10 protein-coding genes and 3 pseudogenes are annotated in these 14,634 nt (G+C 58.5%); 8 read left to right on the top strand and 5 right to left on the bottom strand.

Going from position 1 to position 14,634, the window contains the following annotated elements:
• The first annotated feature begins 129 nt into the window (after positions 1-129).
• The 4 genes from ACH196_RS21080 (at position 130) to ACH196_RS21065 (ending at position 4,963) form a co-directional block, all read left to right on the top strand.
• Positions 130-1,116, top strand: coding sequence for a PhnD/SsuA/transferrin family substrate-binding protein (locus ACH196_RS21080; protein ID WP_396648894.1), 987 nt, complete (start codon positions 130-132; stop codon positions 1,114-1,116).
• A 14-nt stretch (positions 1,117-1,130) separates the two neighbouring features.
• Positions 1,131-2,600: an aldehyde dehydrogenase family protein gene (locus ACH196_RS21075; protein ID WP_396648893.1), complete on the top strand. Its 1,470-nt coding sequence runs from the start codon at positions 1,131-1,133 to the stop codon at positions 2,598-2,600.
• Between the two features lie 132 nt (positions 2,601-2,732).
• Positions 2,733-3,527: a cyclase family protein gene (locus ACH196_RS21070; RefSeq protein WP_396648892.1), complete on the top strand. Its 795-nt coding sequence runs from the start codon at positions 2,733-2,735 to the stop codon at positions 3,525-3,527.
• A gap of 116 nt (positions 3,528-3,643) precedes the next feature.
• Positions 3,644-4,963, top strand: a complete 1,320-nt coding sequence (locus ACH196_RS21065; protein WP_396648891.1) for an MFS transporter — start codon at positions 3,644-3,646, stop codon at positions 4,961-4,963.
• 207 nt (positions 4,964-5,170) lie between these two features.
• Here the strand turns inward: ACH196_RS21065 and ACH196_RS21060 are convergent.
• The 5 genes and pseudogenes from ACH196_RS21060 to ACH196_RS21040 all read right to left on the bottom strand — a co-directional run.
• Positions 5,171-5,822: pseudogene (locus ACH196_RS21060) on the bottom strand (NAD(P)(+) transhydrogenase (Re/Si-specific) subunit beta); the annotation flags it as partial.
• Positions 5,822-6,403 (bottom strand): annotated as a pseudogene (locus ACH196_RS21055) (NAD(P)(+) transhydrogenase (Re/Si-specific) subunit alpha); the annotation flags it as partial. The pseudogenes ACH196_RS21060 and ACH196_RS21055, both read right to left, overlap by 1 nt.
• A gap of 151 nt (positions 6,404-6,554) precedes the next feature.
• A pseudogene (locus ACH196_RS21050) lies at positions 6,555-7,555 on the bottom strand (IS630 family transposase).
• A 526-nt stretch (positions 7,556-8,081) separates the two neighbouring features.
• A complete protein-coding gene (locus tag ACH196_RS21045) occupies positions 8,082-8,756 on the bottom strand; it encodes an amino acid ABC transporter permease (RefSeq protein WP_396648966.1) in 675 nt (224 codons plus the stop codon).
• A gap of 81 nt (positions 8,757-8,837) precedes the next feature.
• A complete protein-coding gene (locus ACH196_RS21040) occupies positions 8,838-9,635 on the bottom strand; it encodes an ABC transporter substrate-binding protein (RefSeq protein WP_396648890.1) in 798 nt (265 codons plus the stop codon).
• A gap of 205 nt (positions 9,636-9,840) precedes the next feature.
• Here ACH196_RS21040 and ACH196_RS21035 point away from each other — a divergent pair, with 205 nt between their 5' ends.
• From ACH196_RS21035 to ACH196_RS21020, 4 genes are all read left to right on the top strand, one after another.
• Entirely contained in the window at positions 9,841-10,923 is a 1,083-nt protein-coding gene (locus ACH196_RS21035) for a cupin domain-containing protein (protein WP_396648889.1), read from the top strand.
• A 32-nt stretch (positions 10,924-10,955) separates the two neighbouring features.
• Positions 10,956-12,317: a fumarylacetoacetate hydrolase family protein gene (locus tag ACH196_RS21030; protein WP_396648888.1), complete on the top strand. Its 1,362-nt coding sequence runs from the start codon at positions 10,956-10,958 to the stop codon at positions 12,315-12,317.
• 397 nt (positions 12,318-12,714) lie between these two features.
• Positions 12,715-13,119, top strand: coding sequence for a RidA family protein (locus ACH196_RS21025; RefSeq protein WP_396648887.1), 405 nt, complete (start codon positions 12,715-12,717; stop codon positions 13,117-13,119).
• Between the two features lie 180 nt (positions 13,120-13,299).
• Positions 13,300-14,502, top strand: coding sequence for an FAD-dependent monooxygenase (locus tag ACH196_RS21020; RefSeq protein WP_396648886.1), 1,203 nt, complete (start codon positions 13,300-13,302; stop codon positions 14,500-14,502).
• Positions 14,503-14,634 lie beyond the last annotated feature (132 nt).

The following is a 14,634-nucleotide window of genomic DNA, read 5'->3' as shown; positions in this document are numbered from 1 at the left end:
AATTATATGGTGCGCCCTGCGAAAACCTTTCGGAAAATTGGCTGTCTTCGCTTGCTAATCGGCCAATTTATCGATAGTAAGTGATTTAAACGGTAAAATGATTTTGTTGCTTTTGGAGGGTAGTCGTCGATGCCATTGAAGCTAAATTTTGCGTGCGGCGAGTATGATCGTACCCTTCCTTTCCGGACGGGCGATGTCCGCGCTGAAGGCATCGAACTGAACTATACGCCGCAGGCTCCGGAGTTGACCTTCTACGAGCAGATGAAGGATTTGCGGTGGGACGTTTCCGAAATGTCCACGTCGGCTTATGTGCAGATGCGCGCGAAGGGGCGAAACGATCTGATCGCGCTTCCCGTGTTTCCATCCCGCGTTTTTAGGCATTCTGCACTCTACGTGCGCACGGATTCCGACATTCGGCGCCCTGAGCAGTTGCGAGGGAAGAGAGTCGGAATTGGCTGGTATCAAATGAGCGGTGCCGTGTGGTGTCGTGGAGCGTTGATGGATGACTACGGTGTCATGCCGCACGAGATCGAGTGGGTATCCGGGACCGATGTCAAAGCTGCGGCCAATGCCGATCAGGTTCATCAGGCTGGCGATATGGTGGCGGGGACCAAGCACGACAAGCCACGTTTGGAGGTCATGCTTGAGAATGGCGAGATTGATGCGTTGTTGTCTGTGCACAGCCCCAGGGCGATGGAGCGCAACGAAGGGACGGTGCGATACCTGTTCGAGAACTGCCGCGAAGTCGAGGAGGATTACTTTCGCAGAACCGGCATTTTCCCGATCATGCACACGATCGTTATGAAGCAAGAGATCTACGACCAGCATCAGTGGGCCGCGCAGAGTCTATTCGATGCGTTCGAAGAGGCAAAAAATCGCGCCGTCGCGAAGCTCTACGACTTAAACGCCCTGTCCGTGGCCGTTCCATTCATCGTGCATGAAATTGAACATACGCGTCGATTGATGGGCCCGGACTACTGGCCTTTCGGCCTTGCGGCGAACAGCCATTGTATTTCTACCTTCGTCCGCCATCTGCACGACCAGGAAATCATCGCGAGCAAGCCGGACATATCCGAACTCTTCCTCAATATTAATTCGAAGAGAGCCGCGGCTTAGGAGGGGAAGAGAAGATGAGGGAGGTATCTCAAGAGCGCCTAAACGAGATTCTGCCCAAGAAGCGGGATCTCTATTATGGCGGCGCATGGCATGTGCCGCTGGGCGGCTACATCGAAACGTTCAATCCGGGTACGGGTGAAAGCCTTGGACATTGCGCGGATGCCAATGCTGAAGACGTGAAAGCGGCGGTTTCGGCGGCCAGAAAGGCGTTCGAGACCTGGCGCTACAGCAAGCCACTGGATCGAGCGGCGATGCTCAGGAAGGCCGCCGCAATCTTGCGTGAGAATGCCGAGGAATTGGCCCTGATCGATGCGCAGAACTGCGGCAACCCGGTAACCGAAATGGCCGGTGACGCGCTGCACGCCGCGGCGCAGATCGAATTCTTTGCGGGCCTGGTCACGGAAATCAAGGGTGAGACCATTCCCATGGGGGGTGGCGTGACCAACATGACCGTGCGGGAACCTATGGGCGTGTGTGCCCGGATCGTCGCCTTCAACCATCCGCTGATGTTCTGCGCTGGGAAATTCGCCGCACCGATCGCCGCCGGAAATACCGTGGTCATGAAGGCGCCGCCCCAGGCGCCGTTGTCGGCGGTCCGTATGATGGAACTGCTGGATGGGCTCTTTCCCCCCGGCGTACTCAATGTAATCACCGGAGGTACGCCCTCGGGCGAAGCGCTCGTTTCGCATCCAGAAGTTCCGATGGTGACGCTTATCGGCAGTGTGCCCACCGGCCGCGCCATTGCAAGACAGGCGGCGAACCAACTCAAGCAAGTAATCCTTGAACTCGGTGGCAAGAACGCCCTGATCGTTTACCCAGATGCCGATCTTGAGCAGGCGATTGATGGAGCAATCCGCGGCATGAATTTTGCGTGGTGCGGGCAGTCCTGCGGCTCAACCTCGCGAGTGTTTGTGCATGCCTCCGTATACGATCAGGTCCTGGCCGGGATCCTTGAAAGGGTCAAGAGATACAGGCCTGGAATTCCCACCGATCCGGCAACCACAATGGGGGCGCTCATCTCGCGATCTCATCGCGACAAAGTGCTCGGCTACATCGACATCGCCAAGAACGAAGGGGCTGAGCTGATGGTCGGCGGAAGCGTTCCGCAGACACCAGAGCTGCAAAACGGGTCTTATGTCGAGCCCACCGTGTTCGCTAACGTTACGAGCGAAATGCGCATCGCCCGGGAGGAAGTATTTGGCCCCGTCTTGTCAGTTCTGAAGTGGCATGACGAGGAAAAGCTTTTTGCGGACGTCAACAATGTTGAATATGGGCTGACGGGAGCGATCTTTACTAAGGATCTTGCCACTGCTCATCGCGCAGCTTCTCGAATAGAGGCGGGATTCGTTTGGATCAACCGCGCAGGGCCGCATTTCCTTGGCGCGCCTTATGGCGGCTACAAGCAATCGGGCATCGGCCGAGAAGAAAACATCGATGAGCTGATGGCGTTTACCCAGATCAAGAACATCAATATTGCATTCTAGAATTTCGGACGCTCGCATCCAGGCGAGCTACTAAAGACCTAGTCGATTTTGTGAGGAGCGTCGGCGATTTCTCGCCGCGCGCAGGTCGGCACGTGGCTTATCGATACTACCAAAACGGGAGAGAACACGAAGATGATCGCGCAGAGACTTCTTGGCGAATTCGCCGACCTGCTTGTAGGAGGTGAAATCGAAGTAGTCGATTTGACTGCGGTGCTTGGGCCGAAGACGCCGGTGGTCAAGCTGCCGCCGGATCTGGCGGTGAGCACACCCAAGGTCGAGATCCATACGATCTCGGCCTATGACAAGAACGGGCCGTGGTGGGCCTGGAACTGGCTGAAGCTTGGCGAACATTCCGGTACCCATTTCGATGCTCCGATTCACTGGATCTCCGGCAAGGAGTATGCCGACGGTGCAACCGACACGATTCCGGTGAGTAAGTTTGTTGGGCCGGTGAACGTCATCGATTGCTCGAAGGAGGCAACGGCGGATGCCGACTTCCTGCTTACCGTCGACCACATCAAAGCTTGGGAGAAGGTGAACGGCGAAATCAATAGCGGCGACTGGGTGCTGCTGCGTACTGACTGGTATAAGCGCAACGGCTCGGAGGCCGATTTCCTGAATTCTGACGAAAGCGGCCCGCACTCGCCCGGACCAACTGTCGAGGCCATTCAGTACCTGATTGACAAAGGAATCTGCGGTTGGGGTTCGGAGACAATTAGTACCGATGCCGGCCAGGGTGGTGGCATGGAACCGCCCTATCCCGCGCATACCTTGATCCACAAGGCTAACAAATATGGCCTCGCCTGCCTCTGCAATCTCGACAGGCTGCCGGCGCGCGGCGCCATCCTGATCGTGGCGCCACTGAAGATCCAGAACGGCACCGGCAGTCCGATCCGCGCCATCGCTCTGACGGCAAGACAAGCCTAGCACGATCCGGAGGACGGTCATGCGAATGCTCGGCGGCCCATCGGTTGGTCGCCGAGCAGCAACTCATTGCGACGGCATTAGTGCCAAATCGCGGCACTTGACCCAGGGAGGAACCTATGGATCAAACACTCAAACGCAAGTTGAATTATCGAATTCTGTCGTTGATATCGGCCGGGTTATTCCTGGCTCACCTCGACCGTATCAACGTCGGCTTCGCCGCACCCTACATGAGCGCAGACCTGGGCTTTTCGCCGGCCGTCTACGGTGCTGGCGCCAGTCTGTTTTTCCTCGGCTATATTCTGTTCGAGCTTCCGAGCAACTATGCCCTACACCGGATGGGAGCGCCAGTCTGGCTCGGGCGGATCATGATCACCTGGGGTATCGTCGCCTGCTGCATGGCCTTTGTCGTGGGCGAACACTCGTTCTACATAACGCGAGTCATCCTCGGCGCTGCAGAAGCAGGTTACGTTCCCGGCGCCCTCTATTTTCTCTCCCATTGGTATCCGGCTGAGAACCGGACGTCGGCTGTCAGTGGAACCATTGTCGCTGCCCTGTGCGCCGGCATTTTCGCGGGTCCGCTTGCGGGACTTTTGATCCCAATTGACTTTCTCGGCTTGCATGGATGGCAGTGGATGTTCCTGATCGAGGGTATTCCGCCGATCCTGCTCGGCATCGTCTTCATCATTTACCTGCCACGTGACCCGGCGCAGGCGCACTGGCTGACCCAGAAGGAACGCTCGTTCCTCGTGGATACTATTACGTCGCAGAAGCTGGATCTCTCCAGTCACATGACGAGTCATGGCTTCTCTGACATCTTTCGCTCACCGCGCGTTTGGCTCTACGGCATTATGTTTTTCTTCTTGAACTTGGGGTTGTGGAGCCTAGTGTTTTGGATGCCTCAGCTCATCAAAGAGCGTTTCGTTGGCTACTCGGCTTTCGCGACCAGTTTGCTTTCGACGGCCCCCTACGTACTCGGCGTCGTAATCTGCTTATTGGTGGGGCGATCCGCTGACCGTACGGGAGACCGTCGCTGGCACCTCTTTGTTCTGGGGACGTTGGCAGGGGCGGCAGCGTTGTGTTCCTTGTATCTCAACACGCCTGTGGCAAGCTGGGCGCTGTTGTCCGTCGGTCTCGCCTGCTCCTACTCCTTTGTTACGGTGGCTCAGCCGGTGCCCGCAACGGCCTTCCGGGATGGGGCACTGGCGGCGGGTCTCGCAATCTTCAATTCCTGCGGTCAAGTCGGTGGCTTAGTGGGGCCGTATGTCGTTGGGCTCATTCGTCAGTTCACCGGTTCCTTCACGATGGCCGTCGCTCTCCTCGCGTGCTCCTTGATCATCGCCGGTATCCTGCCGATGATCTTTTACCGGGCATTTCCTCGAATCGCGCGTGGCTCGGAAGAGGCGGTCGTTCGAGTGCCTCAAGTCACTGCCGCGTGACTGATCATGAGCCTGACCGATTGAGCCAGAGTTGGATCATATTGCATCGCGTCCTGCCGCGGCGAAGTAGTTCCGGCAATCGGGGATTGTAAAGAGGTCGATGTAGCGGTCGATTGCTTCCTTGAGGACCTCAACGGTTCGCTCCGCGGCCTCGAGCAGATGTCATCCAGGGAAGGGGTTGTCTAATCGCGGCATTGCGGTCAAGGCTGCGTCGATGGCGACCTGCTTACCCTCGATCCGCATGGTCGAGGCCTGCGGGCCGCCGAAAGTCGCCGAGGATGACCGAGATGAAGGAGCGATTCATCGCCTTGCACATTATGTAGGACAGAATCTCGCCCGAGGAGCCGGCCAGCGCGCCGGTGACGATAAGCAGGTAGTTGCCCAGCGTGAAGCCGATGGCCGCCGCCGCCCAGCCCGAGTAGCTGTTCAGCATGGACACTACCACCGGCATGGCGGCGCCGCCGATGCCCATGATCAGGTGCCAGCCGATGAAGCCGGCGAACAGCGCGATCAGCATCAGCGTCCAGGTGCCGGCGCCCATACAATAGGCGATGCCGAGCACGAGACAGATCAGCGCCGCGCTCGCGTTGAGGACAAGGCCACCGGGATACCTTTTCGCCTTGCCGTCGATCTTGCCGAACGCGACAATCGAGCCGGTAAAGGTGACGGCGCCGATGAAGACCTCCACCTTCAGCATGGCGATCTCGGCGGGCATCTTGTTCGCGAGCAAGGCGGCGAAGCCCGTGAAGGCCTCGGCGGCCGCGCCGGAGGTGCGCGCCGCCACCAAATACAAGAGCGCGATTTCGGCATTGATTCCGATGAAGATTGCGACGAGGCCGACGAAGGAATGCAGTGCCGCGGCGCGGCGTAGCCGCCCGAGGAAGTCCCATCTTGCTGGCCGGAAAGTCGAGCAACAGGAATTCGCCGCCCATCGACTCGATCTGTTCAGCGACCTCGGCCCGCACGGCGAACGCGCGCACGATGGCGCCGAGGCCTTGTGCGGCGCCGATCGCGGCAAGGCCGGCAACGCCCGCGTCGATGACCAGCACCTTGGCCTGCGGCATCTTGCCAGCGGCCGTCACCTTGGCCGGCGAAGAAGCGGCCTAAATTGTTCGCCGCCTCAATGACCGCGGTAACCGGCGATATTGGCCATGGATGACGGCGCGTCCGTCTTCTGGCAGCACCATATCCGTGGCGACAGCGGTGACGCCCTTCTCGTTGGCGAGCTTCAAGGGATCCCGGTTCTGGCCGGGATGGAAGAAGGAGATCAGTGTCTGGTCTCGTTTCAGGCGCTTGAGCTCAGCCTCGGTCGGTTGGCGGACCTTGACCACGACATCGACGGCCTCCAACCAGGTCTGCGGCGGATTTTGCGACGGTCACGCCGGCGTTCTCGTAGTCGGCGTCGCTGAAGCCCGAGGCGATCCCCGCACCGACCTCCACGAAGACCTAATGGCCGAGTTTGGCCAAATGCGCCGCAGACGACGGGGTCACCGCCACCCGCGTCTCTCCCGCGACCGTTTCCTTCAGCGCACCGATCTTCATTGTCTTCTTTCCGGACGCCCTGCTTACGATCAACTAGAGCGTCGGGCGATTAATATGCAACGTATCCTGTTTGCTTGAGATAGTTCCAACATTCATCGGGGCTGAAGAGGTCGCATACGTTGCCGATAGCGCGCCAGAGATCGTCGTAGGTTCGGGCCGCGGCCTTGCGCAGCCAGTGTTTGAGCTTGGCGAAGGCCATCTCGATCGGATTGAGATCGGGAGAGTATTTGGGCAGGAACAGGAACCATGAACCGCGTGCAGCGAGGGTCTTTGCGGCGCGTGGGCTCTTGTGGACGTTGAGGTTGTCGAGAAGCACTGCCTCGCCGGGTCTCAGGCAGGGCGCCAACTGGGTCTCGACATAGGCATCGAAAGCAGCGCCATCCATTGCCCCTTCGATGACCCAGGGGGCGATGAGTTCATCGCATCGCAGGCCCGCTATGAAGGTCTGGGTTTGCCATTTGCCGAACGGGGCGTGGGCCGGCAGCCGTTCGCCACAAGGGCTGCGCCCTCGCAGCGGCGTCATGTTGGTCTTGACGCCGTTCGGCGGGAAATCGCGGGTCCATCCACGATTTCTTTCCCGCCTCACCATCGATGAACACCAGCCGCGCCGGCTGGGCGCGCATGAAGGGCTGGCGGCGGTCCAGCCATTCGCGGCGTGCCGCCTTCACATCACTGCGTTCTTGCTCCGAGGCCAGCAACTGTTTTTTTATATGTGAAGCCCTCCCGGCACAGGAACTTGGACAGGTTCGACGGATCGACGCTCACCCCGTGCTCAGCCTCGAGCCAGATGGCGAGGTCCGGCATGGTGATGTCGGGCTTGTCCCTCACCTTGCCGATGACGGCCTCGCGGTAAGGACCAAGTTTGCCAGAGCCCTTGGGGCGGCCCTGCCTGGCCGGCGCGACCGACCCGGTCGCCGCGTAGCGCGCCTGAAGCCGCACCGCCGTCGAGGGCGCGACCTCGAACCGAGCCGCCATGGCGCGGCGTGATTGGCCAGCTTCCACCCCGCGCACGATACGTTCCCGCAAGTCCGACGAGATCGGCTTTCCCATGACAACTACCTCCTGCCGCCATGGAATCAGACTTTCAACGACTGCGAAACCCGCGATTCACTCTTCCCGCCCGACGCTCTAGTGGTCCGATTCTGACATTTGGAATCCCACTGATACAGGCCGCTCAGGCAAATGTCAGAATCAAATGACCACTAACCAAGTATATGATTCTATTGGAACGGTGAATTTAACATTCGCATGTTTCCGCGGGATGTCAAATGGGATGCGAATGTCAAATTTGTTCCACCAGCGACATGACGGTTCCAACCGGCGCGGCACAGCATGATCGGCCGATAAGCCCTCTGATTATCCCTCTAGAGATAAAGGCCGAGGTGTAGATAGCCGGGGCGAACTGGCGCGACGGATTGTGGAGTTTGGCCGCTTTCTGTGGCTACGCGGCATCGCGCTGGGCGTCGCCAATACTCAGCAGTACAGGCTCGCCGAGCTCCTCCGCTGGAACTGGTCGCATCAAACCGGCAGTCGCAAGGCCGCCTGACCGAAGGGATACATTGCGACATCAGTGTGATCACCGTTTCTTGTCGGTTTTTGCGTGACGCTCCAATACGCCGACCAGCCGCACCATCGGCCACAGGAAAATCACATAGACAATCGCGGCGCCGATCAAAGGCGACGGATTGGCGTAGAGCGACTGGGCGTCGTTGGCTTCTTTCAACAGTTCTGGCAGGGCGACGGTGGAAGCTAGGGACGTGTCTTTGAACATCGAGACACAGTAGCTGGTGATCGTGGGGATTACGGCTCGCACTGCCTGCGGCAAGATCACTTTGCGTAGCGTCAGCAGAAATGGCATGCCGAGCGACCGTGCTGCCTCAAACTGCCCCTTGTGAATGCTCTCAATGCCCGTCCGAAAGACTTCCGCCGAATAGGCGGCGAATACGACTGAGAAGGTTAGCACTGCGGAGACCCAGGAGGACAGCCGGATGCCGACAAACGGCAGGGCATAATAGACAAGTATAAGAAGAACCAAGACCGGCATTGCACGGAAGATGTCGATATAAATGATAGCGAGATAGCGAAGTGGCGCTGGCGCGTAGAGCCGGACGACACTGACCAAGAGGCCGGCCGGCAAGCCGATGCCTATGCTCAGCAGGCCAAGCAACAAAGTGCTGATGAAGCCACGCACCAGCGATGGCAAAGCGGAATACAGGATTCCGGCATTGAAGAATGTGTCCAGCAGGTGCATTGCCGATGCCAACTGTCGCGGCTCCTCAATCGGAGCCTCGATCTCTAAGAGTCATTGGGCAGGTTTAGTAGAAGTTAATGCTCAAAGTCTAGGAATTTCCAACTCAGTTATAGTCGAAGAACCTTCAATTGGTTTTGATCCAAACCATTTCTCATGCAGTTTTTCCATTGTTCCGTCCCGCTTCATTGCGCCAATCGCGTCATTGACCCTGACAAAGAGCGGGCTATCTTTTGTCATCATGAGTCCATACTGATCCCCGGACTTTATATGTTCGCGAACTTCAAGGTCTTTCATCTTGATGAAGGCGTATTCCATTCCGGGGACGTCGCTAACCATTGCATCGACGCGGCCAGACAGCAGATCGAGAAGAAGTTGCTGCTGCTCATTATAGCCTTTTACATCGGCAATTTCATTTGATGCCTGATTTTGTCTGACCCAGGTTTCGCCGGTCGAACCGGATTGCACGCCGACAACCTTGCCTTTCAGATCCTTGACGCCTCTGATCTGGCTGTCTTTTCTGGTCGCAACGCCCATGTCTGCATCATAGTAGGGCTGCGTGAAGGAGTGAGACTCCAGCCGGTCCTTTGTTATGGTGATCGAAGCGATTGCGATATCGATGCGGCCGGAACTCGTTGCCGAAAACAACGGCGGGAAATCGTATTCGGCGACATTGAGATCTACGCCAATTCGCTTGGCTGCCTCGGTGACGATATCGACATCGAAACCTTCGAAATGGCCGTCTTTGTTCTTGAACTCAAAAGGGGGGTTGTTGGGATATGCCCCCGCATTCAAGACCGCCTGGGCGTGGGCCGTAGGCTGAATGACTACAAAACCGATGGCTGCGGCAAGCGGCAGCAGCTTGCGACGCGTCAAGTTCATGTTCGTTTCCTCCCTTGGTGAAAGCATGCGCACCGCTCTGATCGGTCCGGTCGCGCCGACCGTTTTGGATGCTCGTCGTTGCGGCAATGTCACTAGCTTAAGATCATACCCGCGCACCCGTCAACATTTTATCGAGAAAATAATTGACAAGCGGTAAAATGCTGTATTATCGATTGATTGCTGCAACGTGGCTGGGAAGAGGATGATGAACTCGATGCTTAAGAACGACTCCCTGAACCATCTGCACGAGGATCTGGCGCGCGCCAATATGGCGCCGACGTGGAAGTATGTGTCGGAGTTCGTCGCGCGCGAGCCGAGGGTCAACTATCGGCCTTGGCTGTGGCGTTGGGACGATATCATTCCGCTTCTGATGCGCGCGGGCGATCTCATCACCCCAGAGCGCGGTGCGGAGCGCCGCTCGATGGAGCATGTGAATCCTGATCTGACGCCCTATTACAGTACCAGCCATACGATCGCGACGGCGTTTCAACTGGTTCGTGCCGGCGAGCGAGCCCCGGCGCATCGCCATATGGCCGGGGCGATCCGGTTTGCTGCGCGCAGCCAGGGCGGTGCGGTCTACACAAAGGTCCAAGGCGAGCGGCTTATGATGGAGGAGAACGATCTTCTCCTTACTCCGGCGCACGCCTGGCACGAGCACGCTAATGAGACGCAGGACGACATCATCTGGCTGGACGCTCTGGATTTTCCTCTGGTGAATCTCTTGCAGGCAAGCGTTTTTGAGCCGGGCGAGGGTGAGGTCTGTCCAGACAGGCCTGACAATTTCTCGCGCCAGCAGCTGGGCATGTATCGGCCAACGGGTTGGGGAAGGTATCCGGAATCGCAGCCGACGCTTCGATATCCGTGGGTTGAGATGCATGAGGCGCTGCAAAACGCCAGGAGCGCTGAGGCCGGCCCCTTTGATGGGGTGATCCTTGAATACGTAAACCCGATCAACTCGGGCCCGACCTTGCCAACGTTGTCTTGTCGCGCGCAGCTCCTGAACGCTGGAACCAAGACGAAGGCGCATCGGTCGACCTCAAGCACGGTCTATTTTGTGATCGGAGGTGAAGGCGTTTGCGTCATCAATGGAGTCGAATTCCACTGGGGACGTGGCGATGTCTTCGTCGTGCCGACATGGGCGTGGCACGAGCACCACTGCAAAGGCAACGATGCCTTCCTGTTCTCGATTACTGACCAGCCTGTGCTGGAGGTGCTGGGCATGTTCCGGGAACAGCCCTTCGAGCCGAATGATGGCCACCAGCAGATAACCTCGAAATTCAACCCGTAAGCCAAGCAATCCGGGCGCTAGGATCTTCGTACATGTCATTGCCAAAATTAAAAGTCGTCTTTAACTACCGCAGCCCGTTCTGCGCCTTGGTCGTCGATGATCTGTTCGCGCTGAAGAGACTCTACCGGGTCGAAATCGATTGGTGCCTGGTCAAAGAGGTGCCTCGGCCATCCAGTTTGCCGATCACACAGCAGAACCCGCGGTTTCCTTACAATCGCCAGGATTGCGAGCGGCGCGCCCGTTGGCGTGGGCTGGATTGGGCTCCGCCGGAGTGGCGGCTGACCGACGTGTCGGCGGCTACCCACCTTGGCTTGTGGCTGCTGCGAAACAGGCCGGAGCTATTCGAGGCCTACACGGTTCGCGTCAGCCGCGCGTACTGGTCGCACGGCAAGAACATCAGCGACGCAGCCACTGTGGACGCTCTGGCTCGCGACGTGGGCGTCACCGATGACGACATCTACGCCGCAAAAGCGGACGCTGCTGCCATTGAACGAGAGTTGGCTGACAACGCCGCTTGGTGTGACGAAAGTGGTGTCCTCGGCGTTCCGTTCTTCGTGGTCGATGGCGAGAAGTTTTGGGGATCCGACCGCGTCAGCGCCCTCAAACGCTACCTCAACGAAGCGGGTTATGGCAGTGCCTTGGCGGCGGCCGATGGCGACGTTCTGTTCGCTACCGGCGTCGCGGTCACGGTGCCCGTGGCCGGCCGCGAAGCAAGCGTCGCAGTGAACCGCATCTTCTGTGTTGGTCGGAACTACTCCGAGCATGCCCGCGAGATGGGCGTGGATCCAACACGCGAAGCCCCATTCTTCTTCATGAAGCCGCTTGATGCGTTGGTGCGTAGTGGCGCGCGCATTCCCTATCCTTTGGGAACAACCAAATATGAGTACGAGATGGAGCTGGTCGTCGTCTTAGGCGAACCGATCTCGTCGCCTGTAACCCCCGAAGAGGCCTCGCGCGCGATCTTCGGCTACGCCGCTGGCCTCGACATGACCCGCCGCGACCTTCAGCTTGCGGCTCGCGACAAGGGGCGGCCGTGGGAGCTCGGAAAGGCTTTCGAGAGGTCTGCCGTGCTCGGGCCGATCAAGGCGGCCGAGGATCTGGACGGCGACCCGGCCGGGCAAATTGTCCTGCGCGTCAATGGTGACATCAAGCAGAACGCGCAGGTCGCCGACATGATCTGGTCGGTTCAGGAAATCGTCTCCAACCTTTCGCAGTATTATTATCTGCGCCCAGGTGATGTGATCTTCACCGGAACGCCTGCTGGAGTCGGACCGGTTGTGGTTGGCGACAAGCTTCAAGGCGAGATCGCAGATGTCGGCAGAGTAGAAGCCGTGATCGCTCCCCGCATCGAGGCGAGGGCCGAGGTTGCGGAACGAGCAAGCGCGTCAGCGTGATCAGAATGGTTTGATATTCGAAGCCGCACGAACAGCCTCCGCTCGCCTGTTTGCGGGGGCGCAACAAGGAACAATACGGAGCAGCCGTCCGGCGGGAGGAGAGACACACGATTGCCGCGGTCGTTTCATGAAGCAGGATCTAGGTCCAGACCCTCTTGGCCGGCGCGCGCGTCCCCGAATGGGTGGGCCTCGATCGCGGGATGATCTGCGGTCCCGTCAGACCCCCACCGCTTGCTGGCGCAAGCGCCGCTACGAGGTGGGCGAAACCGAGGCGAGCGGCCGTCCTTTGAGCGCTAAACAGCAGTTGGGCATTTGCATTGCGGCATTTGCGGCGGACTAGTCGGACCGAGTTAGCGGCCGTTCGAACTTTCTATCGCATTCTAACAGGAGAGAAATCATGGCGATCGAGCGCATCATCAGCGACAAGGTAAAGGAGGCTCCGCCAAAAACCTGGTCAAATTGCCTTGTGGTGGGAGATCAGTTTTTCGTTTCCGGTATGACGGCACATGACCTGGAAGGTAATGTGGCCGGCGGCAAGGATATGTATTCGCAGTCTCGCCAGGCATTCCAGAAAATTCAGGCCCTGGTCGAGGCGGCCGGCGCGACGATGAACGATATCGTCAAGTTGACGATCTTCGTGACCGACATCATCGAGCGCAAGGAAGTCTGGCGTGCGCGGGAGGAATTCTTTACCGGCAATTTTCCGGCCTGCTCATTGATCGGGATCAGCGCGCTTGCGACGCCGGAGCTCAAGGTTGAGATCGAGGCAACCGGCTTCATCAACGGCTCCAAGACCGGCTGATTTCAGATGACCCGAGAGAATTACCCGACAATGTTGGGTGAACACGACTAGCCGTGAAGGGCCGATCCGTACGGTGTCAATCGTCAAAAATAGATGCACGGATCGGTGCGCCGCAACGCCACGAGTCGTCGCCGTAGGATGCAGTTGTGGAGTGCTAACACGATGGGTAAGGGAGGCGACATGGCTCGCGACGTAGGTAAATCCCGGAAGGTTCTGATGGTGGGTGGAGGCATCGGCGGACTGGCCGCTGCCGCTGGACTCGCAAGTCTCGGGTTCCAGGTTCAAGTGCTCGAACAAGCGGAGGATTTCCGCGAAGTGGGCGCGGGTATCCAGATCGCCCCCAATGGCTCACGGGCTCTTCAACAGCTGGGATTGCTGAAAGAATTCGACAAGTGGTCGTGGAAGCCCCCTGCACTTGTCATGCGCGACGGCTTCGATGGCACGGACATTGTTACGATTGGGCTTGGTGATGATTTCGTTGGGCGGTTCGAACATCCCTATGCCGTAATTCATCGCGCCGACCTTCTGGGACTCTTGCTGGAGGCGTGCCGGAGAAATTCGAATATCGATCTTGCGACCAACTCGCGCGTCGAAGGGATAGAGGAGCCCGGTCAAGGCGTACGCATTAGGCTCGCCGACGGCCGGCGTTTCGACGGGGATGCGCTCATTGGGGCTGATGGCTTGCGTTCAGCGGTGCGCCGCCACATCATGAATGACGGGCTGCCTCCCGCGCCGAAATATATCGTCTATCGGGGCGTCGTTCCACGTGAACAAATTCCCGATGACATTTGGGCGCCGGAGGTCGTCATGTGGACCGGGCCGAACGCCGACTTTGTGCATTACCCATTGCGGTCAGGAGAACTGTTCAATCTCGTGGTCACGTTCAAAGCTGATCGAGACCTGGATCCTATGGACATCGTCGGAAGTCGTGGAGAGATGTTGGCTCCCTATGCGGGCTTTCATCCAACGGTTCATCGCCTTCTTGAGCTGCTCACGGCCGATCGCAAATGGATGGTTACGGATCGGACCCCGACCCGCGGCTGGTCGCGCGGCGCAATAGCAGTCCTTGGCGATGCCGCACACCCAATGTTGCAGTATATGGCCCAGGGCGCCTGCCAGGCCCTCGAAGACGTTGCACAACTTATTGAAGAGGTTCGTGCGACGTCGGGAGAGTTGCCGTCCGCATTCGAGCAATACGCTGAGAAACGGTATCTGCGGACCGCGCGAGTCCAATTCTCGGCTCGACAGATGATCGAACTTTGCCAGGTAAGTGGGCTTCTGGCCGATCTTCGCGCGAGACACTTCGGCTCCCGCACGCAACAGCAACTCCATGACGGACTTGCCTGGCTATATTCCCCCCATCCCGGTGAACGGTTCAGTTGATCAAGTGTAAGACCGTATGTCCGCCTCTGTAGGTGAGGTGGCTCGCCCTACACTGCGCGTCCGAGGGTTGCTCGGACGGGCCGAGCCGATCCTCATCACAGGAGGACGAGCCGTGGCAGATTATAGTGAGGC

This window comes from Mesorhizobium sp. IMUNJ 23232, assembly GCF_044326205.1.
Taxonomy (GTDB): Bacteria; Pseudomonadota; Alphaproteobacteria; order Rhizobiales; family Rhizobiaceae; genus Kumtagia.
The sequence above is the reverse complement of the archived record's forward strand: the minus strand, read 5'-3'. Positions and strand labels throughout refer to the sequence as shown.